Genomic DNA, 23623 nt, shown 5'->3' with positions numbered 1-23623 from the left:
CAGTCTCTGACACCGTGAAACCGTGAGTTATCGACCCTACCCCGACGCAGTCTTGCATTCAACAAGGCAAATACTCATCAAGCCGTCATCGAATTCTCCTAGCGTGTACTCGGAGTCAAGCAGCAAGACATTCGGAATCTGCTGGATCTCAACCTTCCGCCATTGGCTTGTTTTCGTCCGCAGTAACTGCGTGAGAAGCTGGTCGTACGCCGATCGGAACTCTGGATCCTCAACGTGTTTCGTCGCGCCACTTCCTCGGATGTTTGTAACTCGAATGTAGTGGTTATCCCCCCGCCCTGCTTCGGTTTGGATCGCATTCCAGTTGCGGTATTCGTCAAGATCAGCCCACGCAAGTAGCCATCCCGTTCTGAAGAGGACTCGCCCAGCGTTGCTGTCGAACGGCACCTCATACGAATACTGACCCCAGCCAGGTCGATCTCGTGCTGATTGGGTACGTAAGTCGAAGGTGTGGACATACCACTTCGCGAAAAGATGCGCTGCTTTGGGCCCAATTGCTTTCCCGAGGCCATATTTTGAGTGACTCTTCAGTTTATCAGTCATTATTTCACACGAATCAAATTCTTCAATAAATTCGCGAACTGTCTTCCCTTCGTTTGATAGCCGGCTTATATAATAAAAAGGAGTTCCCCAACGGCTCATCAGGTAAAACCCGATATAATCGGTCGTTTGCATGCCAAATCGTGACTGAGAGAAGTACAGCGCATAGTCTTCCGGGGAGGACTCATTTGATTCAGCCCATTCAGCCGCTCTAGCCTGTTTTACCACGCCGTGTTCTTCTTCGATGAGAGTGCTAACGCGCTGAAGGTGCTCGAAGAAGAGATCGGGTTCTGTCAGAATTGGGATTCCCTCGCTGTATAATCGCTCAACAACGTTGTTAAGAAGCATTCTGACGCCTTTTGGATCCGGTCCCTGATCCAGAACAGCCATTAGGTAGAGATATCGCGTTAGTACTTCTGGGTTTGAGGGAGAGATTTCCGAGACATCTGGGAGAGTCGGGCTTACTGCCTCTGTGTTATCGCGCCCTATTTGGGCAATTTCTGTAGTCAGGCGTTTGGCGCTGTCGCGATCCATATGACTAGTGGATGAGTGCTCGGTTAGAAAATATTATTGGAATGATAGAAACTACCTCAAGTTCTCACACGGCAAGTATCGTATCACTCGAGTTCGGCGCAGAGTTTCCAGCGATCTAATCGGTCTATGCTCAAGATTACACACACCAACTCTCTGTGGTTTTGTCATGCGCCTGAGAGGGCGCGGCGCACTACAAAGGCGGCTAACGAGACAGTTGCGCCGCAAGCAGCGATGATGATTACATCCGCACGCACGCCGGAGCAGATTCCGGTACGGCAGGAGGCATTGCTGGTTAAACACAAACGGAGTTGTAATATCGCGAGTGTGTATAGATGGGAAGTGGTCGGATCAACGGTTAGAGCATTGTTATTATCAAAACAGGACCGGCAACAGCCTGTCTTCAGAAGTCACTTGTATCAATTCTTCGTTGGACAGAACAATGAGTGAGTCACCCATCACGGCGGATATTACCTATGAACTCTGTGACATGACGGAGTGGGACAACGTAAATGCGGATATTGCGATTACTGATCCGCCCTTTGGCCTTGAGTTTGATGGGAAGGCCAGTAACTACAACCGAGATACGTCACGCGTCGTCGACGGATATGTCGAGTGGGAATCGGATACGTACGGTGGAAAAATTAGTTCTCTACTGGATGTTCTGGCGCGGAATACGCATTCGGAAGGGCAAGGAATCGTGTTTTCGGGAAAGGACAACAGCCATCTCGTTCATCAGGCAGTCATTGACCGTCCAGAGTGGACATTAGAAGGAAAACTCTACTGGGCGTACAACTTTGCTCCGTATTGTAAACTTCGCCCGGCACACAACGTCTATGAGTTGTATTGGATAGTCAAGGGGAATGATTGGTATTATTCAAACGAATGTTCGTATGAGCACTGCCAGAGCGGTGAAGCCAATCTCTCGACACTCCAGATCAAGCGGAATTACCTCAAAGAAATGCCAAAGTACCCTACTCGGTTACCACCCAAGCTTGTGAAGGTTCTACTCGAACACTTCACCAGAGAAGGAGACACGGTGTTTGATCCCTTAGCGGGCTCTGGTGCCGTCGGGGTCGTCTCCGCACAGCAGAATCGAGAGGCAGTAATGGGTGATTTAAACGAAGAAGCAAAACGGGTGTTTAATGAAACACTTGAGTCGTTGGCTGAGTAGGTAGGTGTAACCAGACGGGAGGACACCTACACTAGAGACTGCGACTTATTCATCGTCGGATTCAATAGGGCTCTACTGGAGGTAGTATCAATGAGCGATCTTGATGATATTCGACCCGCATGGCGCTCGCTGAAGCGCAAGTGGGAACACAGTTTCCATCCAATGTGTTCGTACATGGGGATGTTTCCCCCATCGCTTCCGCACTACTTTATCCATAGATTGACTAATGAGGGCGATGTGGTGCTTGACCCATTCGCTGGGCGGGGAACAACACCACTACAAGCCTGTGTGGACGGCCGCATCGGTATTGGGAATGACCTGAATCCGATGGCCTACATTCTTAATAAAGCAAAGGTGACACCGCCCCCAGCGGCTACAGTGAGAGAGCGCATCGAGGAGTTGCGGTTACAGTACAATCCCCCGACTATTGATCACGTCCCACAGCGAATTCAGATGCTGTATCATGAGAATACGTTGAGCCAACTGGTTTATTTGAAACAGGAGTTTGGGTTAGACGACGCTGATTTCCCCAAGACAATTTTGAGTTTGTCACCAGCAGACACGTTCATAACAGGATTAATTTTAGGCATTATGCACGGCCAGAGCGGGCAGTATCTCTCTGTTTCGATGCCAAACACATTTTCGATGTCGGAGGGGTACGTAGAGGAGTACATCGAAAAGGAGGGTCTTGAGCCACCGAACCGTAATGTGTTTCAGAAATTGCTCGATCGGCTCCGCACAATATACAAAGATGGCCCGCCGGCACGTCGGGGACACGCGTTCTTCGGGGATGCGAGGGATCTGCCGTCTACGTTAGCCGACGCTGAGGAGACACCTGATCGGGCAGATCTTGTCTTTACCTCACCTCCGTATCTGAAGGTGCTGAAATACGGCCTATATAATTGGATCCGGCTGTGGTTCCTTAACCAAGAGCCTGATACGGTAGACCAACGTCTAGATGACGAACTCGACCTTGAGGCGTATCTGGAGTTCATGACGGATACATTTGAGGTTATGGATGATGTGGTCGATCCCGACACTGGGGTGGCGGCGTTCGTTATTGGAGACGTCGATCAGAATGGGGAGACAATCAACCTGGCTCGTGAAGTGGCTGAGGAGGTTGTCGCCCCGATGATGAATTTTGAGGTTGGACGAATCGTTGAGGATCGCGTACCAGACAACGAGAAAGTATCCCGGATATGGGGAGATACAAAAGGTGAAGCCACCGAAATTGACCGGATATTGATTGCCCATCGTGGTGAAGTTACGGTGCGAGAAAACCCATCTGGACTGAAAACGAAGTCTTTGCCTGGCCAGCAGGAAACACTCGGGTCGTTCAATAATTAGGGCCCAAGACTTCCTGTTATTTATTGTAGTATAGACTCCAGCAACTATCCGGTACCGTCGCTACAATTACGTATCTTGGATCAGAGGTCTACGAATATAGGGAATTGTACTTCCCAGTAACTTGGGTAGATTACCTGTCCGAACTTGCTGTTTGTGATACTGTCAAGAGAAAGAGTAATACCCCTATCTTGTGAAAACGCTTGTGTGGCTGGCCCAGAACATACCGTAGCAGACGCACTCTCTCGGAAAGACATTCGCGAGGACTATCCGTTTCTCGACGACACCGACCGGACTATGGTCGTCGGAGGTGACATCGACGCAATTCTTTCAGCTGTATTCCTCCATCACGAACTGGGGTGGGAGGTCTCAGGGTTCTATACGGGGTTTGAAAATATCTACTATACGGACGAAGATGCCATCCAAGATGCCGTGTGGGTTGATCTCGACGTCTCCCGGCAAGACCTGCGAAGCATCGGCCATCATATTGTCCGCACTCAGCTCGACGACGAGCTCACTGGTCTCCAGAACAGTCTCAACCTTAATGAAGTACGCGGCGTCTACAAAGAGAACTTCACACGGAAGTATCCGCTCGGAACGATCCACTTTTTATTGTGGTTCTACGGAGTTAATGAACTGACACCAGTCCAGAAAGCCTTCCTTTTGTCGGCTGACTCAACGTGGATCAACGCCCAACACTATACTGACAACGTCACCGACTGGATCGAGAACTGCCTACCTTCCCAGTGGTTGATCGACGCCGTGGAGGACGTTCAGACGCAAGAGTTTGAACACCGGATTGCCGAAGAGGTGTATCCGCGAATCGAGTCTACAGGGTTCTCCCGTGGTAGTAGCAGCGGCCGCAAGACTTCGACTCACCTCAATCTCAGTGGTTGGCAGTGTTCATTCAAGGACCCGACTACTGAGAAGGTCGCAAACCTAATCGACCTCATTGGAGAGATTATGGATTGGGAGACGTTCAGCGTTCCGAGCGATATGCAGGTCGAACACGGGTCTCGACAGGGAACTACGTACGCAGAGGTTCGATCTCACTATGATGATATGGACACGTTCCTCCGGGAGACAAACACCTTCTCCTTTGCTATTCCCAGCACGTACCGCAGCGTGCGGATCAACCACACAACCGACATCCCATTTTAATGTGTCTCCACACAAGAGACAGTCCTGAAAGCAAGTTCATCAGAGAAGCCAAATCTGTCGCGAGGAACTCGTCGACGGAATTCGGTCCACACTACGTGTTGGTATGACTGAGTAGTCTCAGAGAAAAACACCCGTCTGTAGATCACGGTTTTCAGAGAAGCGACATAATTCCGGTGCTACTCGGTAACCTAGAACGACAGCAATAACCCGTCACACCAGCATGGTTTTGCGGCTATGGTAGCAGGTGCGCTACAACTGAACTCGGCGCAGACAGCAGGTAGATCAGTTGTGACAGGCGTCACTGCCGCAATATACTGATTCTCATCACCCCAAGGGCGACAGGCTAACTATCTCAGTGACCCTGTACGGAGAACGCTTACCTAGTCGAGTTTCTGCTGTTCGGCGCCGGAGACAGATATAGATTCGATAAGCTCCATCTGCATCTCCATTTTCCGTTTCTTGTAGTCGACATCTACTGTTTCTATCTCACCAATATCACTTGGTCGGAACATGATCACAATGTCTTCAAAGTAGAAATCACCCATAACCACGTCAGCATCAAACTCAAGTTTGGACGGAAGGTTACTATTGAAGATTGTCTGTTTTGAGATAACTCCCATCGAATTTTGCTGCCCAACCACAAAGAAGTCAGCAAGTTCGTCCGGATCTATTTCATTCCTTTCGCCGAGATTATTAATTAGCCTGAGGTTTGGATCTCGAGGATTTTGACGGACCTTAGTAAACAAGGCATCTTGTTCATACTTAAATTCAATATCTAATCCCAATTCAGTGTCGATAAAATCTCTTCCCTTGTCGTCAACCCATTTAAGCCGCCCATCAGTGTACACTTCTAGACAACGTTCGATGACATCTGACTTATCAAATCGATCTTTTCTGCCATTCAGCTGGTCACCGACAGACTGTACCAAAGTAGCGTAGCGTTGCTTATCAAGTGATTTAGCCAAATCATTCGCGTACTTCTCCGCGCTTGGAACGTTTGAGGCCATAATAAAAGCGTAGGTAGAGGGTTTTATAGATGTTTGTGTATTGGAATGCTATCGAGGGCATCCTAATTAGTTATTTATAGATAATTGACACTAATACGTATAATAAACATATACGGCACTATCGTAATTGAAAGACTATCGAACACATATTTTGTGAGCCAAATCTCAAAATTATAATTTTAAATTTGCTAGCAACAACAAATCAGATCCGCGAACAAGTGACTCAGATTGCTGGCTTTATTATGTAGTCGGTTTCCCTGGTCAATACGCATCTACTAGAAATAGTTTATTTATTATAGCCTAATTATTGACTACATATGTCAACTTCATCCAGCGACTGTCCGGTTTGTAGTGAGCCATTCAAGAAAATGGAGGAGTACGGAGAAGGAACTAGTGTAGAAGTAACCGGTCCGGCATGTGTTAAAATATATTCCAATCCCGATTCAACTGATCCTATAGATGAACCAGTATCAAGGGTATTTTTCCACTAGACTGTGACACAGCCGATCGGTTCTTAATAGCACAAATAGTAGTCATGGTTATCCCTCAATAGCCGTGTAACCTGTTGTCCAACGGTATATTGTATTCGTATGTGTTTTAGGAAAGTGAAATAAAAACAAAAAATTTCAAACATATATTATTGTCGAGCGAAATAGGACTAAAAATCGGTTAGAAGCATTCACCTATTGAATAGAACCAGGTTATCCAAACAGGAGCTAATGTAGAGCGAAGCTTTAAGACTTGACCTGCAAAAAATAGCTATATGAGCCAGAACAAAGTGTATGAGGGTTTGCAAGAAATGGACGGGGAAGGAACGACAACAGAATTAAAAAACCATCTCTCAGAAAAATTTCCAGACTCAACCTTACCAGATTATGCGGCAAATCGTCTCCGAAAATTAGAGGAGAAAGGCGTAGTCGAGATCGATGATACCTCAAGGCCATATTATGTTGAAATAATCGATGAGGAGTGGGACGGTATTAATCAGGAACTTGCTGAAAGAGACTTCCCACCGAAGTCAAAGGACGAGGAATGAGTCAGCGGATTGTCTTCGAAGTATTATCTTCGTTTGACCAAGGCGCAACTCAGATAGAGTTAACAGATAAAATTGAAAGTGAATATCCAGAACGATCACTATCTGACTATTTGGGCCAACGTCTATCCACACTAGTTGACAAAGGTGCAGTTTTGGAAAATACACGCAAAGATAGAATAACATATGAAATAAATCCAGATTACTCTGTTGACGATCTTGGAGTGTTGTTATCAGATTTTGATAGAGGGGTTGGACAAGAAGAACTTGATTCGCATGGTATAGAAGTGACAAATATCGTTGGAAATGGGAATTTTTGTTCCAGTGTCGATCTTCAGAAACTCGGAACGGAGATCCGGAAAGTCGAATATGAACCGGAAACTAGCCCAATGGCAGTTTGGCGCCCTTTCGAACAAAGTGCAGCAACCGTTCTTATTCCATCCTCTGGCCGGATAACAATTGTTGGGAGTAAAAATCGTGATGAGATACGTAGAACAGTATCTAGATTATGCGATGATTTGGCCCCTTATGCGGAGAATGTTGTTCCTGAAGAAGAATTCCTAAGTAAATTTCAAATAAGCAATATTGCAGCACTGGGGTCTCTCAACCGTGAATTAGAACTTTCAGAAGTTGCAGTTGGTATCGGATTGGAGGAGACAGAATACAATCCCAAGAAATTCCCTGGAATGATTTACCGCCCACATCCAGGCGTTGTGACACTAACATTCCGTTCTGGGAGTGTAGTAATCACCGCTAATTCATATGCTGGTATCCTGGATGGCTGGAAATCGCTTTTACGAGAATTTAAAAGTATCGGGGTTAAGGTTGATTGATTGACTGATTAGTCCAAGGGAATTAAAATTAATAAGATATTTTATATATCCCTATTATTATTTCAAACTCCTGGATAGAGACAGCGTAGCAATAAGAGATGAGACGGTCTAAACTTAAAGTGACATACACTTCGTTCAACCGACTCAGCAGCGATAGCAGTCGTATCAAGTTAGATTTCCTAAAGCGAGACGCAACACTCAGGTAATTATCATTTTCGGATACTGTATCTATTCTAATAGGCTGGTGTTGATCATCATCAAACCACTGTGCATCAGTACTTACAGAAAGCCGGCTCACAACCAACAAATGATGTTACTCATCCTTAGATTGTAATTGTAACTCACTATAAGCAAGGGAGCGTTGGATTCCTTCCCAATTGTGGTCAATTATTCGTACATAAAAAGGAGATGTATTATCATCAATATCCACTATATCTTTATTCTCCAAATTCCGTAATTGATGTACGGTGTAGTGAGGAAGGGTAGAATTAGGGAACTTCTCCGCCAAGTGCTCTCGTATTTCTGTGGTAGTTCCTTCTCCACCAATTTCTTTCAGGGCCATGTATACCTTATTCTGGCTCATATAATTTGTCTTCAACAAGAAAGTAAATAAGCGTTTTTCTATTATTTCTTTTCAGAGTAAAATTTAATATATGCATTGTCAAGACACAGTATGTAATTCACATATTATATGTTATGTGGGTCTTTAATATTTGTTTCTAAATGTGTTCTCCTAATAAATATTGATACTGGGATCAGCAGGGCAGGTATCACGTGAATTGTGAATTACTATGGCCAAGCCTGAAATCAACAACATCAGATATCAGTAAGATCTGTTGAGCTACTGGCGTATTTCAAACCCGTTATATACTGCAGGACTCATTATCTAGATACATACTGCCTTTCGGACCGACTGAATAATAAATATGTCTCGGAAAACAACGATTGAAAAATCTTGCCTCGACGTAGTCAACATTGTTGGATCCGGAGACTTAGGTGTTGAGATAGAGTTAGAGCAAGTCGCTCAAGATGTTGATGCATTTGAAATGAATTATCAAGAAGAGACTGGTTCAGTATTTATGAAATTTACTGAGGATACAGGATTGATAATCCTATATCGGACCGGTAAATACATTGTTAGAGGTGGGAATAATTTTGAAAAACTGAACCGGACAAATAAAGAATTTATTGAGAGATTCACCGACTTGGGGATTCTTGAAGAATCTTATGACCCAGCGTTTGAAATCAATAACCTGGTATTTGTGGGTGATATTGGACACACTGTCGAACTCGAAGCATTATTCATCGAATTAGGGTTCGAAAATGCTGAATTTGAACCAGAACAATTTGCTGGGCTTGTTTACCGTCCAAATGATTATAACTGTGTCTTGCTGGTCTTTGGCAGTGGTAAAGTAGTTATTACCGGGAGCGATGATGAGAACGAAGCAATAGATGTATTTCACTTTTTAAAACAAAAATCACATTCGCTGCCCACATGACTATTTATCTGAGTGGGACAGAATAATTTAATAATATCCGGATATATAAATTAGTCGTGGATCTTGTTTTCAGCGCGATCTCGGCGGCCACCTGTAGGTGGCCGCATTTAGATTCGACCGTTTATCGCGCCCGCAGAAAGGGCGGGACTCCTGCAAAAGGCCCTCACTCAGAGGTGACTTCCAGTGAGTCAACAACAGAGTGCCGACAACGTCTCGGTCGACAAGATCCCGGTCGATATCGACAACACGCAATCAGCGGAGGTCGATTCCGCCGACGTCCCCGACGAAATTGAGTCCATCACCCGTGGGCTCGCCGGTGAGCAGCCGCCGACGAATCCCATAGTGGTTCTCAAGGCGGCCCGGTGGTGGTACATTCACGGCAAGGGCGGCACGGATCCAGCCTTCCAGTGGGCCATCGAATGGGCTCGTCACCTTGCGACCGACACGCCCAGTGACGTCGAGCGGTTCGACGAGTTCCTCGAGTACCTCGTCACGGTCGGCTTTGCAGACGAACGCCACGAGCTCCGCTGACCGACAGAGCGGTTTTTTGAACGCCCCTGAGGGGTGCGGCGCGGTCTAAACAGACGCAGTCGCCGTGAACTCGATTCGGTGATCACGATGTCTACGACCAGAGACTCGTCGGTCTCCTTCGACCAGACCGACACGCGATCAGACGAGATGAACAGTACCATCGAACAGTGGATCGACGAGCTCGTCGCCGGCGTCGACGACGCGCAAGCCAGCGCGGAGTTCCAGGAGTGGCTGGACGTCCAGAGTCGCTTCCACGACTACTCGTATCGGAACACGCTCCTCATCAAGCGGCAGTGTCCCGAGGCGAGCCGGGTGGCGGGCTACCGGACGTGGCAGGAGGAGTTCGACCGCCACGTCACCGAGGGCGAGTCGGCCATCTGGATCTGGGCGCCGATCATCACTAAGCAGTGCCCGGAGTGCGAGAATTCACCGAGCTACCACGAGGACAGTGACTGTAGGTACGACGAGACGCCCCCCGAGGAGTGGTCCGAGGGCCTGGTCGGGTTCAAGCCCGCGCCGGTGTTCGATGTCTCCCAGACCGAGGGCGAGCCGCTTCCCGACCTGGACACGGAAGCGACCGGGGACGCCGGCAACCTCGTCGAACAGTTGACTGCCGCCGCTGATGAGCTCGGCGTGACGGTGCGGATCGTTCCAGTCGAGGAATGGACCCACGGCGAGGCAAAGGGCATCTGCGAGCAGCTGAGCCTCGTCGACGTCCAACCGCTCGTTGAGGTGCGTGATCGGGAGAACGAGGCCGACCTTGCGCGGACGCTGATTCACGAGTACGCGCACGCACTGCTTCACTTCGACGTCGACGACGACACCGAGCGGGCAAAACGCGAAGTCGAGGCCGAAGCCGTCGCGTACGTCGTCGGGCGCTACTGCAGGCTCGACACCGGTGGGTCAGCGTTCTACCTCGCAGCCTGGGAGTCGGACGACCCCGAGGTCGTTCGCGAGCGGCTTGGACGTATTAGTCGAACGGCAGAAGAACTCATCGACGTTCTCGAGAGCGAATCCTCGTCTCAAGCCGGTTAACCAACAGAGTGATGGATTCCTTCCGCTCTGTTGGTTAAGTTTTTCTGCGCCCGCCGAGGGGCGGAGGCGCGTTCTGACCTCCGTCGAATGATGACTGAACCCTATCTCACGACGGTCCTCGAGGAAGCCGAGCACGTTGCCAAGCAACACGACCAGGTCGCTCGAACAGCAGACAACCAAGCCCACGAGTACCTCCGATACGCCGCCCTCCGGGTGCTCGAAAGCGAGGCGGACCACCTCCCAGCAGACTGGACGCCGACCGACGGCGTGACTGTCGGCTACGGGAGCGACGAGGCGATGTTCGACAGCTGAGGCTCCAGCGAAGACTGGTGGGAGACCGTCCCGCCGCAAGAAGCGTGTACCCGCTTCCGGGTGTTCTTCCCGGCCGACCACCAGACAGTTCCCCGCGACATCGTCGACGTGATGGCCGCGCTCGGTGCCTGGCGCGTCTGGACCGGGTGCGCAGCCGCGTGCGGCTCCTACGACCATCGCGAACGTCGCGAGGTCCACTACCTCTGGCCGGAAGGCCATCCGGTGGAGGGAGTGCTTCACGAGCGGCTCAGTGGCCCTGCGGAAGTCATCGCTCCCGACGGTGGCCGAACAGGCGACGTTCGCGACCGACTAGTCGTCGACGAGAACGCAGAGTCACAGGACAATCTCGAGCCCCGCACGGAGCGTGCCGTCGCCGAAGCGATGGACGTCTCACTCCTCTCGAAAGGTGGCCGCTACGAAGTACAATCCGCGTCCGGCAACAGGTACGAAGTCGACGTCATCGACGAATCGTGTACCTGTCCCGACTGGCAGCAGCGTTCACCCGAAGGCGGCTGCAAGCACCTGCGTCGCGTCGATCACGAAGTCAAACGGGGGCGCGTTCCCCGACCAGACGGCCGCCTTCCTTCCCCGTAGGGCAGCGATTGAGCTACTCCACGGGATGGACTGTGTCGCCATCTCGACGGACCCGATCGAATGTTGAGAGATACGCGAGCCGGTCGTGAACCTCGTCAGTATCCCGCTCCAGTTCGGCGGCCAGTTCGTCGACGGTCATCGGCTCATCGAGTGCCTGGAGGACTTCGAGCCCCCGGTAGTACCTATTCGTGAGCTCCTGGACGCGGGCCTCAATCGGCGTGGTCACCCCGTACCGCTCCTCAAGTTCAACTAGAGCCTCGTTCGCGAACGTGGCGAACTGATCATCCCCTAAGCGTTCGATTTGGGCTTCGAGTTCAGCCCGGACGACGTCGTAATCGAGGCCGGCTTGTACGAGCATATTCATGTCCTCGATGTCGTCGTCGCGGCCTGCGATCGCCTTGAACAGGAAGATATCCTCGTTGCTAACCAGCCGGACCGTCAGTCGATCTGTGTCGAGGAACGGCTCACTGCGCTCTTGCATACCGTCGGTGAGCACGAGCTTGTTCGCGACCTGCTGATTGAAGATGTCGAGGCGGCACCCATCGTCGTTCTCGACGCAGCTCGTCGCCCCCAGCGCCCGGTAATCTGGATCCAGCGATTGAACCTCCGCATACCCGAGGTCCATCAGGACGGCCCACAGCTGGCCGTACGCGTCGCCATCTGGGACGACCAGGTCGATGTCTTTCGTCGCCCCCTTGAGGTCGCGCAGCGACATCGCGCCACCACCGATCAGGTCGACCGTGAGCGGTTCAGATAAGCCATCCCCGATTCGCTGGAATTCGTTCTCGATGTACTCGCGTCCGAATGTTGGTCTCATTGTGGTAGTGGCACCCCGTAGTCAGCCGCCAGCTCCTGAAACTCGTCCCACTCCGGGAGTCGCTCGTCATCGACCTCACCGTGCGTCTCGAGGTAGCGCAGCAAGGCGTCGATTTCGTCTTCGAGGTCGTACTTCACCGCCTGCTCTCGGAGGTCCTCCTCGTCGACGTCGACGTGGCTGAGCAGGAGGAGGCAGTACGAGCGGTGACGGCTGCCGTTGTCGATGAGCAGCGTGTGACAGCAAAGTTCCGCCGGCGAGACTGCGTCGAGATCCTCGGAGTAGACGTAGTAGCGGTGGCCGGTGAGCAGGAACTGGAGGTCGAAGGCCGCGAACCGACCGAGGCCGGTTTCGTGGAACCCCTCTGCCTCGATCTCCGTCTCAGCCTGGGCGAGGAATTCGTCGTAGTCCTCCCAGAGAATCGTGCCCTTCGGGGCGACGGCTTCGAGGCGCTGGCGATGTAGATGATGTGCGAGTTCACGCGCGAACTCGTGGAGGCGGTCGAAGTCGGCGTTGAACTCGTAGTGGCCGTCGACGGTCCCGACGAGCCCACGGTCGCGAAACCGCTTGAGGACGCGGTTGACCGTGTTGCGGTAATTGTCGCTTCGGTCGGCGATCTCGGAGACGGTTCGCGGCTGGTCGAGGTAGTACAACACCTCGAGTGCCTTGCCGGTCAGCAGCTCGGGGAACTCGATGTGGGAGTGCTGGCGGACGAGGTCCTGGTAGAGCTCGACGGCGCGAGCATCCGACGGGATAACTCGTTTTCGGCGGCCGTCGCGTTCCGTGTAGACGAGCCCTTTCTCAACGAGGTCGCCGACGGCACGAGAGAGGTAGCTCTCGCTGTGGTCGAGCTTCGTCGCGATCTCGGAGATCGTGTCGCCGCGGTCGACCGTGGCGAGGACCTCGAGTTCGATGCGCCGGAGCACGGTGTAACATAGTACGAAACTTGTATATAAATAAGTTTCGAATAGTGTTACAGCCAACAATCGCGAGAACCGCCCCCATCGTCTTAACCAACAAAACTATGGGTTCATGGGCCGTGTTGGTTAACACGAGAGTAGCCGATGTCCTACGAACCCCCGACCCCACCGGCGAACCTCCCGACAGAGATCGTCAAGACGCTCAACGAGTCGGATCCGGAGCAACTCCGTGACGTTGCGACGTACGCTGAAGCGCTCGCCGAGCACAAGGAACGAGAGGCCCGTATCGAGGAGTCGGTAGATCAAGAAGAGGTCGAAGAGCGACCAGACGATCTGCCGGACGACGTCCCGGCCAAAGCAACGATCACGATCAAGGAGATCAACGACAATCGCTACTACTACTGGCAGTGGCGAGAAGGAGAGAAGGTCCGTTCTCAGTATAAAGGTCCTGTCAGTCCCGACGAATAGAGGGGATTGAACCGTAGCTGGTTGTATGGGTCAGCGCAATTAGGTGCGTAGCAGATGACACCCCCCAGAGTGTGAATGGGTCCGGTCCGCCCGGTCGGGTAAAGTTGGGGGCAAAGATACCCACTCTGCGTTTCCGACGTGTCGAGAGATACACTCGTGATCAGGGGTGTGGTCAGCGACCGAAACGGGAGCTAAGCCAGATCTTCTAGCCGGCTGTCCCGGAGGACAGATTTCAGCACGATGCCGGTATCCTGAACCAGCCGGTGCTCGAGATAACTGCCTTCACCCCGGCCACCACCAGTCCGAGTTGATTCAACGACACCGAGGAACGCCTGCTCTTTCAACAGTTCGTAGACGCGGTGCTCGCTGAGAGTCTTCGCGTCAGCCTTCTCTGTCGTCGCCTGATACCGTTCGTAAATCCGGTTGGTAGAGAATCCATCCTCGTTCGGATTCTCTTCGGTGAGCAGCGCGAGCGAATAGAGGATGAATTTGACCTGGGTCGTCGATCCGCGTAGCAGCTCCTCGAACCGATCGATTTCGGCCCACTCCTGAGCATCGCGAACGTGTTCCTCAACGACCGTCTCGACGTTTTCTCGCTCGGCTAGTTCGCCGGCGTGACGAAGAATTTCGATTGCCTTTCTGGCGTCACCGTGTTCTTGGGCGGCTAGTGCCGCCGTCAGCGGGATCACATCATCCGAGAGAACGCCATCGTGGAACGCGTCCCGTCGGTGCTTCATAATCTCGCGCAGTTGATTCGCGTCGTAGGGTTGGAAGACAAACTCCTCCTCGCGAAGACTGGATTTGACGCGTTCGTTCAGCTGGTCGCGATACTCGATCTTGTTACTGACTGCGATGACGCCCAAGTGGCAATCAGCTTTCCCCGATTCGCGGGCCCGCGACAACTGCATAAGAATATCGTCGTCATCGAGTCGGTCCACCTCGTCGAGAATGATGATGACTGACTCGTAGGCAGTATCCAGAATCTCCCAGAGATAGTCGTAGTATTCGCCGCTGCCAATCCCTGCGCGCGGAATATCGAAGTCAGTCCCTTCCGTCTCGTTGAGTGACCGCGTCACTGTCCTAGCAACACGCGTCTGTGTGTTGTGCTGTGCGCAGTCGACGTAAACCGTGCCGACAGACATCCCGTTCGACTCCGCGGCTCGGCGAGCTCGTTCGGTGACGTGACGGGCAACCAGTGACTTCCCCGTTCCCGTTTTGCCGTAAATAATCACGTTGTTGGGCGGATCGCCACGAACGATGGGCCTGAGTTCAGCAGCAACGGCCTTGATCTCGCCATCTCGGCCGACGATACGTCCACTTTCAGGGACGTGGCCAACTTTCAGCAGCTCCTTGCGAGCGAAAATGTTGGCGCGGTCGGGGTCGTCTTCATCAAAGTCAAAGAGGGGATCGTCGGCGGGATCCTCGTAGCGGCCGTCGAAGTCAGAGAGTTGGGACGGTTCCTCAGCCATCAATATCAGACATCGCGGATGGGACCTACTTAATGATTTGGCTACCTCGACCAGAGTGTAAATCGGGCTATGGTCGTCTTCTGATGTTTTGTCGCTGGCGTATCATCCTCACAAAGGGTCGAGTCGGTCCCGAGTGAAATCGGATTCGGAGTGAGTGTTACCGACGCAGACCGGCACCCCCTATCCAGAGTGAAAACGCCGGACTGGAGGGGGTTTGACACACCCCTGGTCAAGAGTGAATAGCCCTCCATCCGGTGAGCAGCGCACTTGGTTGAGACGACACCCCCCGTCCAGAGTGTATCTCCCGAACGGAGGAATCAGTCATATCTATGAGAGGACACAACGGCACTGGTCGTCTGACGCACGGCAGACATCCCTCGTCCAGAGTGAAAGCGCCGGTGTGACGAACTGGAGTGGAGTGTGAGCCTTGAGTGATGGGGCCGAGCGTTCGTCGGCACCCCCAATCAAGAGTGAAGACGCAGGTCAGATCTCCAGCCGAAGCAAAGCAGGGTACAATCGGAACTGTCGGGATCGGGTATCTTGATTCCGATTGACGAGGGAGATCGGGAGATACCAATCCCGATTTCGGCTTTGATGCCGGTTCGCGGGTTGGTGAATAGTCAGAATGACGATTGTTCCTTCAACGTCTCATACTACACGGACGACAGAATCGAACCCCCCACACCCCTCGTCCAGAGTGAAACGCTACAAGAGTCCCTCGGTTGACCCGGCGGAAACCACACGACTAGTCGGCCGGGAAGTACCGAAATCACAAGACGTGAGACGAGTATCCCTCGAACAGCAGTCGTCACACAGCCGAAGTTCCTCTAAACATACCAATCTACATAGTATTACCTAGAAGTTTTATTACTACCTACCTCCTACCACTCCCCAAGTGCATTTAGCACAAAGAAGAGGACGAAGGCGGCATTCGTCCGGGTAGTTTCGAACCGCTGCTCGAGTTCGCTGTTCCATCTCTTCCGTGTTCTCCCGTCTCAGGCAGTTTTTCCGTGATTCTTGCTGATCTTCTCTCACGAGAACCCCTATTTCCCGTGGACCTCACCCCACACCTCTGATTGGTTTTCACTCTGGACGAGGGGTGTGTGAGCGGGGTATTCTCTCCAGCTCTCTTCCGTGTCTCTACTCCGTATTAACCAACAACTCTCGCGATACCTCGATAGTGTTGGTTAACCTCTTTCAATCTCGGTGAAGGCGGCCAAGTCCGATTCCCGAGTTTCCGCGACCTCGCGTCGAATCTCCACCCGATCTCAGCCAAGCGGTGACAGCACACTCTCGACAGCTCTGACGAGTTGCGTCTCGTAGTACGACGCATCGTACGACTCTACCTCTTCGTGGGCCAACGCGACCCGCTCTCGCGAGCTCTTCTCGTCGTCGACGACCACGTACTCGATGTCCTGTCCCGGGTGGATAGCGAGGTCCTGGTCCCGAGCCCGCTTCAGCGCCGCCACGTTCTGCGTGTTCTGCGTGTACCCTTCCAGCGGCTTGGAGACACGATTCCGTTCGACGAGCTGCTCGACCGGCACCGTCCCAGCGTGGAGGCGCTTGATTGCGTCCTGGAGACAGTCGAGTACGGCGTCCGGAGATTGAGTCGCATCGAGCCGTTCGAGACAGTCCCGTTGGACATCCTCGATGAACGGCGGGGTCGAGCGCTGCCGAGCTTCGATACCGCGTATCTTGAATTCGTCGTCGCCGGCGACCTTCCCGAAGTACTTTGTCAACGCGCCGGCGTCGCTCTCGCGCTGCGGCACGAACGCCACCCAGTCGTAGTGGGCTTCGTGTTCGAGCCGAATCTCGACGCGTTCCGTGATCTCCGTTGCGAGCGTTTCGAGGTTCTCGCGGTCCTCGTCGTCGACGTCAGGGTCCGGCGTGACCCAGATGGAGTCGACGATGCCGTGGACGACGCGCCAGCCGCCAGTTTCCAGCTGCTGTTTCGCCGTTAGTAGGATCTCACGAGCGAACCCGTTGATTGCCTCGTGGCACTCGATGCGGCCGAACTTCGCGTTGCTGAACCCCTGATAGCCGAAGCAGGCGACGAGAATCCACTTTAGCGCTCCCGACCGCCCCTCGAGTTCTGCCAGTCGATCCTCATCGGGGTCGTCTCGTTCCTTCTCGCGATGGATCGCCGCCTTGATCTCGTCGCGAGCGTCGATGATCGGCTGTAGCACGTCGACGAGGTAGCCCCGATCGTCGCAGATCGAGTATCCGAGGACGGGGACGTCGTCGCGGTCGCTGTGGCAGTCACATCGAATGACGTCCGGCGAGACGTTCCGGGTACAGATGATGTTCGGGTACAACGAGGAGAAGTCGAGTTCGTGGACGTTCTCGTGGAGGCCGACCTCGGGCGCGAAGATGAACCCGCCACGGTCGGCGTCGTGGAGCGTCCCCATTGGCTTGTAGAACTCATGGCGCCAGGAGTTTCGTGGCACGAGGACGCCGCGGTCGTGGGCCTCGCAGATCTGGATCGCCGTGAGGACGTTCCCGATTGACGCCCACGCGAGCTCCTGGACAGGCTTTTTCGAGCGCGACACGAGGTCGAGGACGCCGTCGAGGTTCGTCTCCCCGTAGAAGAACGTGTTCGATTCGTCGATGATCGCCCGTCCAGGGACGTTGTACCGTGCCGGCGAGTGGCCGACGCGACCGTAGCTCGAGTACGTCGACCGGCTCGCGAGCTGCTGGTAGTCGACGTCCAGCCACCGACTCAGCGAAAAGTCGTCGACGCCGGTGTCAGTCGCTATCTCGTACAGGGTTGGGACTATCTCGCTCGTCGAGCAGACTAGGACATCCGGATCGTGTGCGTCGAGCGCCCCTTGGACGGCGGTCAGGATATCCGTCGGCGAGCCGGTGACTGAGTCGCCGGCGACGGACAGTTCCCCATAGACGTCGTTGCTCGTTTCGGTCACCGGAACACTGAGCCGGAGCGTCGATAGCTCGCTCGCCGGCGTCGGATCGGCACCGGTCTCCAGACAGTACCGGAACTCTCGCGAGAAGTCGACGTTGAAACAGGCGAGATCCCCGACCGGGTGCGCTGACAGTTGGCGTGCCTGTCGCGCAAGCGGTATGACGCGGTCGACGTGGTCGACGTCGACAGCGAGAGCGGGCTCGTCGTCACGACGAAATCCGGGGCGCCGGAATACGATCTCTGTCGCGACGACATCTGGGTGTCGCTCGTATTGTGAGCGAAGTGGCGTGAGATCGATGTTGGTGTCAGGGTCACGTGCTGTGACATAGAAACGAGGTGTGTAGTCGTCGTGTTCGGTCACGGTCGCGCCGTCGTTGGTCGCCTCCCATTCAAGGACCCGACCATCGCCAAGGAAATCGATTGAGAACACCATTTGTGATGGTCATCCACCTACCAGTCTCTACACCGGAGTCTCGCATAATCGCCGGCGTGTCTGTTCCGGATTTCGGGAAATGGAGATCGTCTTGACAGAAACAGCGTACTCTCGCGGATTCGCTTTGCTACCCCAGTTTCCAGAATCGTTTCCGAGCTTGTTATCTGAACCCCCCGAAAGCGTGTTAACCAACAAAACGACCCTCTCACAGATGGCTGTTGGTTAAGGCTGCTTTGGACAGTTCCCTATATCTTGGATTTGGTGAACAATATGCCACCTCACAGGTTATTATACAGTGCTCTCGTTAGTTGGCACATAATGTCCGAGGAGCCATCCACGCTCCACCGTATAAGCCCAGATGGCGGCACCGAACACCGTGACGTGAACGACGTCGTCGAAGAGGAGTGGATTGAGGAGACGACGTCCTTTGAACGAGTGTACGAAGTCATCTCTCGAGTGTACGATCCGCTGTCTGCAGCACAGATCGCTGAGCGTGCTCGCGTCTCATCGACCACGGCGCGAAAGCACCTGCGAACGCTTGAGAGCGCCGGAGAGGTGACGACGTCTCAGAACGGTCAGACGACGCACTACCGACGGTCGGAAACGGCCATCGTCACCGAACATGCCCAGTCACTCCTCGCGGAACGGACGCCCGAAGAGATCGCATCTGGAATCGCTGATATGAAGGCACAGATACAGGCGTGGCGCGAGGAATACGGGGTTGATTCACCCGAGGAATTTGCCCGTGAACTAGATATCGACGATGCCGACAGCGACCACGGCGCCCTCCTCACAGAATGGCAAACAACACGACGCAACCTCGCGCTCGCAGAAGCAACTCTCGCAATCGGTGAAGCAATCCGGACTGGTCACTTGAGAGGCACGGATACTGACGATGATGGTGATGGTAGCACCTCCGTCGTCGAATGATCGACGACTAAAGATTCTCAGATGATTGGCTCAAGCGATTTCATCGAGAAATCCGATTTTGAACAGTACCGTTCTGCCAATCCCATCAGCGCACGGGTTCGCCTGATATCAGCGACGTTGTGGGTGATGAGTGGTTCGAACCGTTCCTCCTCCCACGCTGTGACAGCCTCTCCACTGTCGGCGAACGGATCTAGCCCGTTCAACCCGCCATCGACCAGCTCCTTGTAGACGCCACTCAGCGTGTCATTGCTAGTGTTAAAGCGTGTCTCGAAGACGTCCATCACGTCGACGTACGGAAGCGTGCCGAAGGGCCACTCACATCCATGTGCGCAGTGTCGTGTCCGGAGAAACGGCAGATCAAAGCCGCCATTCCACCGCTCACCGTTGTACGCGACAAGTTTCGCGTCGCGTTGGCTGAGTGTCGAGGTGACGAACGTCGCCAGTTCACTCAGAAGTTCCTGTTCGCTGTCGTGGAGTGAGAGCTTGACCGGTGCTTGGAGGGTATCGTTCAGCTGTTCTGTCAAGGCCTCTGGAGGCGTCGCGCTACCCGTATTGAGAAACACCCGAGATGCGACAGCCGAGTCGAACCCAACGACTGTGAGTTCGTCTGTCGTCTCGAATCCTGTCGTCTCGATGTCGAAGGCGATCGTCGTCAACTCGGTCATTCTGGCCCTCGAGTGTCACCCTCGACGGATGAGTCTGTACTGTTATCACTCACCTCTGAAAGCTGCCGCTCGAGCTTTTCAATACGTTTCCCGTGGTCCTCAAGGCGGGCCTCCTGTTCGAGATCGATGCTGAGTAGCGCCGGCAGCAGCGGATCCTGGTGATTCAACAACCCGCTTGCGTCAGCGTGTTCGCGAGCGTACTCGAACAACCGGTCGAAGCGCGGCTGGTCGCGACGCCGTAGTGCCCGCCGGAACTCTGCCCAGCGTTCCTCGATGGCCCGCAGCGCATCCCGGTATGTCGGGTTCGTGCGTCCCATCGCTATCTGCCTCCTCTCTCGCTTGTGGTCCACGCATCAAGCAAGGGATCCGCGGTGGCCGCCACCGTTTCACCATCAGCTGTGACGCCCGTCCCGACGCCCTCCGGGGTCGACGTCGAAGGCGCCGGCGTCGTCGGTTCCACGCCGACCTGCGTTGCGCGTGCCGCGAGCAGCTGCCGCCAGTACGCGAACGTCGTCTGGTAGTACGCGCCGTCGTCGACGGGATAGACGAGCGCCTCAAAGTCCTCGCCGACGATCCGTGGCCCCATCCGCGTCTGCTCGCACTCCAGATGGTGGTCGGCGATCGTCGCGACCGGCTCGGTGAATTCGTTCTGTTCGGTTCGCGTAATGAGCACCGAGATGTCGTACCCATCGGCGTAGGTCGCCAACCGGGCAAGGGTTCGGACTTGGAGGGTTTCCGCGTGAGTCTCGCCGAGGGTATCATCGGTGCGGTACTGGGCGTCAACAGCTGGCGCAACGATGAGGGCGGGCGTGTGGGGCGACGTGTCTTCATCAGCACCTGGTGCCTGTCGATTAGCTGCCCCGGTATCCGCCGTGGACGTCTGGATTGCCTCGTTCACCGCTGTCGGAAGATCAGAGACCGCGCCGAAGTGCTGGTAGGCGGTAAATCCGCGAGCGATGTGGATTCGGTTGACCAACCGTTGGCTGGGTGCGATCTGGGCGAGTGTCGTCGTCGTTGCGTGGCCGTTCGCATCAACCCAGAAGGCGGGCCCGTCGTGTAGAAGGAGATGGTCGAGCACGAGCGATTGAAGGATCGGGACGCCACGACCCCCGTCTACGTCGAGCAGTGTGACCCCGTCGTCGAGTGACGGTAGGAGCATTTCTTCTGTGGCTGGGTCGGCGTGATCTGCCAAGCCCAGATTGCGGTCAGCCCCCCGGGTCGGCTTGTCGGCCGCCATTCGGTTCGATGGTGGGTGATCTCCCATACTCGTTAACTAGTCACTCTCTCAATAAGCGACGGCGCGGCGCTTCCGGACTTCCAGAAAAGACTGTAGCAGACGTCAATTCGAACTCTATCACCGGATCTTGAGGAGTGGAAGACTGTTTCCAAGACGCTTTCCGAGATGGCCGTCGCCCTTGATTGTCGACTTAACCAACACATCGGTACCTCTTCCCAGTTTGTTGGTTAAACCGGTCATCATCACCGTATCGCGACTCGTCAATGATATCTCTAGATATGATATTCCAGAATATCATTATTCAGAATATTTTATCTCATACCCACTAATTCAGCACTGCTCGATATCTAGACAACTCTGAAGAGATGGTTCGGAAACGGTACTCGCATATGGAAGTTGGAGAGCTCGGTGAGGCCGCTGTTGAGGCGATCGAAGACATCGACGGATAACCGGCGTTTCGATTGTGGTTAAGTACTGCCCGTATTTTCATATAAAGTTTATATAGGAGTGAGCCGTAGTATGGCACATGAGCCGTGAGACGGAATCGAACGCCACCCAGGGTGTGTCTATATCCATTCCAATACCCGCCACAGACGCGGATTTGTTCAAAAGCAAGGCAACGAACGACATCTTGCTATTTTTAACGAACCACCGATTCAAACAATTCTCACAGCGCGAAGTGGCTGACCAGATTGGCCATTCCCAACAGACGGTTCGGAGAGCGATCAATACCCTCGTCGAGAACGGATTAGTGGTTGAATCGCCCGAGAACAATCAACGGCTCGTTCAGATCAACCGAGAGCGACTCGCTATTCCTGACGACCCTCTCCTTCGAATACCGCAACCAGAGTTCCAGAAGCCCGTGAAGGCCGCGGTCGACGAACTCACTGGCCGTCTCGACGGCGTCATCGGGATCATTCTTTACGGAAGTGTGGCGCGCGGCGAAGCCGATCGGCGCAGCGACATTGATATCTGGGTGCTCACGACGAACGATCGAGCCCCAAACCAACGAGAGGCGAACGCTGTCGGTCGCGACCTCGAAGATGCCGAGTTCGACGGGAACAGGTATGCTTACGACATCGACGTTGAAGCGGTCCAAGCGATTCCCACGTATACAGAAGACATCCGGGAAATTGTCGTTTCAGGAATCCCAATCTACAGCACTACCAAGTTTGAGACGGTGGAAAAGCTCCTCCTCGAGGAAGGCGATAGCGATGTGTAACAGATCTGATCCAACTGACATCCTCGAGTCTCTGGAGCGGGCACAAGACGCCTTCAAGATGGCGGGCCGTGGTCGAGCAGAGTTCGAGGAAGGGATTAGTGCCGACGACGACTGGAAGACTCAACTGACGAAAGCGTGCCGGCTCATTGAGGTGACGGATACGCTTCAGGCGCAGGGAGACTACTACACAGCGGTCATCGAGGTGAGTTTTGGAACCATAGAGAGATCCATCGAAGCGTACGCGCTCGCGATGTCGAACGATGAACTACAGGACTTCAAAGATCTGCTGTGTTGAATAGCGATCTAATCGGCTTATATCACGGAGTAGAAGGACGAAGCCGAGGAAATCGATTCTGTCCATGGAAGTCGATCTCCTCGACTTCGTTGAGCAGTGTCGGCACCTAGTCAAACAAGCGTTGGGGAAGCACGCGGGCGAGCCCGCCAGCGGCGGGTTCGCCCGCTGGAAACACGTCGTTCTACACTGTTTTCGGCTCGAAGAAGACCACAGCTACCGCGAAACGCCGAATCGGCTGGAGTACATGGCCGAGATTCGTGACGTACTCGACTTAGATCGGGACGATCTACCTGACTATAGCACGCTCTACAAGTCGTTTGATCGGCTGAAAATGTGGGCGTGGCGGGCGCTGCTGCGCGTTTCCGCGCAGCAGCACCCGCAGTCTGGCCACGCCGCTCTCGACAGCACGTTCTTCGACCGCCGACGTGCGTCGTCGTACTTCCGCCAGCGAGCTGGACGGACGATACAGACGCTGAAAGTGACGACATTGACTGATGTGGAATCGCTGGCTGTTCTTGATGTTCACATCACAGCTCGATGGAAGCACGACACGAAGACCGGACCGCAGGTCGTCCGCCGAAACGCGGACGACCTGCAGTCCGTCGCCGCCGACAACGGCTTCCAAGACTGGCATACCG

At 53.7% G+C, this 23623-nt stretch carries 23 protein-coding genes and 2 pseudogenes; 15 read left to right on the top strand and 10 right to left on the bottom strand.

Annotation, left to right across the window (positions count from 1 at the left end):
- Nucleotides 1-36: 36 nt before the first annotated feature.
- Nucleotides 37-1092, bottom strand: a complete 1056-nt coding sequence (locus N5096_RS15625) for a hypothetical protein (RefSeq protein ID WP_267665718.1) — start codon at nt 1090-1092, stop codon at nt 37-39.
- A gap of 439 nt (nt 1093-1531) precedes the next feature.
- Here N5096_RS15625 and N5096_RS15620 point away from each other — a divergent pair, with 439 nt between their 5' ends.
- The 3 genes from N5096_RS15620 (at nt 1532) to N5096_RS15610 (ending at nt 4768) form a co-directional block, all read left to right on the top strand.
- Nucleotides 1532-2263, top strand: a complete 732-nt coding sequence (locus N5096_RS15620) for a DNA methyltransferase (protein WP_267665717.1) — start codon at nt 1532-1534, stop codon at nt 2261-2263.
- A gap of 90 nt (nt 2264-2353) precedes the next feature.
- The gene (locus N5096_RS15615; protein WP_267665716.1) at nt 2354-3610 is read left to right on the top strand and encodes a DNA methyltransferase; all 1257 of its coding nucleotides are present in this window, start codon (nt 2354-2356) and stop codon (nt 3608-3610) included.
- A gap of 204 nt (nt 3611-3814) precedes the next feature.
- A complete protein-coding gene (locus tag N5096_RS15610; protein ID WP_267665715.1) occupies nt 3815-4768 on the top strand; it encodes a hypothetical protein in 954 nt (317 codons plus the stop codon).
- Between the two features lie 380 nt (nt 4769-5148).
- On the opposite strand, the gene N5096_RS15605 is transcribed toward N5096_RS15610, so the two are convergent.
- Nucleotides 5149-5775 (bottom strand): hypothetical protein, encoded by a 627-nt coding sequence (locus tag N5096_RS15605; protein ID WP_267665714.1) that lies wholly within the window; start codon nt 5773-5775, stop codon nt 5149-5151.
- 317 nt (nt 5776-6092) lie between these two features.
- Between N5096_RS15605 and N5096_RS15600 the strand changes: the two genes are divergently transcribed.
- The 3 genes from N5096_RS15600 to N5096_RS15590 all read left to right on the top strand — a co-directional run bounded on the left by N5096_RS15600 (nt 6093) and on the right by N5096_RS15590 (nt 7641).
- Complete coding sequence (locus tag N5096_RS15600) at nt 6093-6266, top strand: hypothetical protein (RefSeq protein WP_267665713.1); 174 nt, start codon at nt 6093-6095, stop codon at nt 6264-6266.
- A gap of 272 nt (nt 6267-6538) precedes the next feature.
- Nucleotides 6539-6811: a hypothetical protein gene (locus N5096_RS15595; protein WP_267665712.1), complete on the top strand. Its 273-nt coding sequence runs from the start codon at nt 6539-6541 to the stop codon at nt 6809-6811.
- Nucleotides 6808-7641 (top strand): TATA-box-binding protein, encoded by an 834-nt coding sequence (locus tag N5096_RS15590; protein ID WP_267665711.1) that lies wholly within the window; start codon nt 6808-6810, stop codon nt 7639-7641. The genes N5096_RS15595 and N5096_RS15590 overlap by 4 nt, the downstream gene beginning before the upstream one ends.
- Nucleotides 7642-7954: 313 nt before the next feature.
- On the opposite strand, the gene N5096_RS15580 is transcribed toward N5096_RS15590, so the two are convergent.
- Nucleotides 7955-8224 (bottom strand): hypothetical protein, encoded by a 270-nt coding sequence (locus tag N5096_RS15580; protein WP_267665710.1) that lies wholly within the window; start codon nt 8222-8224, stop codon nt 7955-7957.
- 343 nt (nt 8225-8567) lie between these two features.
- Between N5096_RS15580 and N5096_RS15575 the strand changes: the two genes are divergently transcribed.
- From N5096_RS15575 to N5096_RS15560, 4 genes and pseudogenes are all read left to right on the top strand, one after another.
- Nucleotides 8568-9140 carry a TATA-box-binding protein gene (locus tag N5096_RS15575; protein WP_267665709.1) on the top strand — a complete coding sequence of 191 codons (573 nt, stop codon included), beginning with the start codon at nt 8568-8570 and terminating at the stop codon, nt 9138-9140.
- A gap of 183 nt (nt 9141-9323) precedes the next feature.
- Nucleotides 9324-9671: a DUF8013 domain-containing protein gene (locus tag N5096_RS15570; protein WP_267665708.1), complete on the top strand. Its 348-nt coding sequence runs from the start codon at nt 9324-9326 to the stop codon at nt 9669-9671.
- 87 nt (nt 9672-9758) lie between these two features.
- On the top strand, nt 9759-10706 hold the full coding sequence (locus N5096_RS15565; RefSeq protein WP_267665707.1) for an ArdC-like ssDNA-binding domain-containing protein: 948 nt from the start codon (nt 9759-9761) through the stop codon (nt 10704-10706).
- A gap of 90 nt (nt 10707-10796) precedes the next feature.
- Nucleotides 10797-11612: pseudogene (locus N5096_RS15560) on the top strand (hypothetical protein).
- A 13-nt stretch (nt 11613-11625) separates the two neighbouring features.
- On the opposite strand, the gene N5096_RS15555 reads toward N5096_RS15560, so the two are convergent.
- On the bottom strand, nt 11626-12429 hold the full coding sequence (locus N5096_RS15555) for a DUF6036 family nucleotidyltransferase (protein WP_309243315.1): 804 nt from the start codon (nt 12427-12429) through the stop codon (nt 11626-11628).
- Entirely contained in the window at nt 12426-13352 is a 927-nt protein-coding gene (locus N5096_RS15550; RefSeq protein WP_267665705.1) for a helix-turn-helix transcriptional regulator, read from the bottom strand. The genes N5096_RS15555 and N5096_RS15550 overlap by 4 nt, the downstream gene beginning before the upstream one ends.
- A gap of 138 nt (nt 13353-13490) precedes the next feature.
- Here N5096_RS15550 and N5096_RS15545 point away from each other — a divergent pair, with 138 nt between their 5' ends.
- Nucleotides 13491-13814, top strand: coding sequence for a DUF6788 family protein (locus tag N5096_RS15545; protein WP_267665704.1), 324 nt, complete (start codon nt 13491-13493; stop codon nt 13812-13814).
- Nucleotides 13815-14005: 191 nt separating this feature from the next.
- Here N5096_RS15545 and N5096_RS15540 read toward each other — a convergent pair whose 3' ends face one another.
- On the bottom strand, nt 14006-15283 hold the full coding sequence (locus tag N5096_RS15540; protein ID WP_267665703.1) for a Cdc6/Cdc18 family protein: 1278 nt from the start codon (nt 15281-15283) through the stop codon (nt 14006-14008).
- A gap of 1187 nt (nt 15284-16470) precedes the next feature.
- Nucleotides 16471-18636, bottom strand: a pseudogene (locus N5096_RS15535) (type B DNA-directed DNA polymerase).
- 381 nt (nt 18637-19017) lie between these two features.
- On the opposite strand from N5096_RS15535, the gene N5096_RS15530 reads away from it, so the two are divergent.
- Nucleotides 19018-19566 (top strand): DUF7342 family protein, encoded by a 549-nt coding sequence (locus N5096_RS15530; RefSeq protein WP_309243316.1) that lies wholly within the window; start codon nt 19018-19020, stop codon nt 19564-19566.
- Nucleotides 19567-19583: 17 nt separating this feature from the next.
- Here N5096_RS15530 and N5096_RS15525 read toward each other — a convergent pair whose 3' ends face one another.
- Genes N5096_RS15525 through N5096_RS15515 form a run of 3 tightly spaced genes read right to left on the bottom strand, consistent with a single transcriptional unit; the run spans nt 19584 to nt 21495 of the window.
- Nucleotides 19584-20231, bottom strand: a complete 648-nt coding sequence (locus N5096_RS15525; RefSeq protein ID WP_267665701.1) for a ribonuclease H-like domain-containing protein — start codon at nt 20229-20231, stop codon at nt 19584-19586.
- Nucleotides 20228-20548 (bottom strand): DUF8156 family protein, encoded by a 321-nt coding sequence (locus tag N5096_RS15520; protein ID WP_267665700.1) that lies wholly within the window; start codon nt 20546-20548, stop codon nt 20228-20230. The genes N5096_RS15525 and N5096_RS15520 overlap by 4 nt, the downstream gene beginning before the upstream one ends.
- A gap of 2 nt (nt 20549-20550) precedes the next feature.
- A complete protein-coding gene (locus N5096_RS15515) occupies nt 20551-21495 on the bottom strand; it encodes a hypothetical protein (protein ID WP_379790582.1) in 945 nt (314 codons plus the stop codon).
- Between the two features lie 499 nt (nt 21496-21994).
- On the opposite strand from N5096_RS15515, the gene N5096_RS15505 reads away from it, so the two are divergent.
- The 3 genes from N5096_RS15505 to N5096_RS15495 all read left to right on the top strand — a co-directional run.
- Entirely contained in the window at nt 21995-22690 is a 696-nt protein-coding gene (locus N5096_RS15505; protein ID WP_267665699.1) for a nucleotidyltransferase domain-containing protein, read from the top strand.
- Complete coding sequence (locus tag N5096_RS15500; RefSeq protein WP_267665698.1) at nt 22683-22985, top strand: DUF8154 family protein; 303 nt, start codon at nt 22683-22685, stop codon at nt 22983-22985. Before N5096_RS15505 ends, N5096_RS15500 begins: the two co-directional genes overlap by 8 nt.
- 64 nt (nt 22986-23049) lie before the next feature.
- Nucleotides 23050-23623: transposase (locus tag N5096_RS15495; RefSeq protein WP_379790580.1), on the top strand; the 574-nt coding region annotated here is incomplete at its 3' end.

It is taken from the genome of Halorubrum yunnanense, from assembly GCF_026586675.1.
Lineage (GTDB): Archaea > Halobacteriota > Halobacteria > Halobacteriales > Haloferacaceae > Halorubrum > Halorubrum yunnanense.
This window is presented reverse-complemented; position numbering and strand designations above follow the sequence as displayed.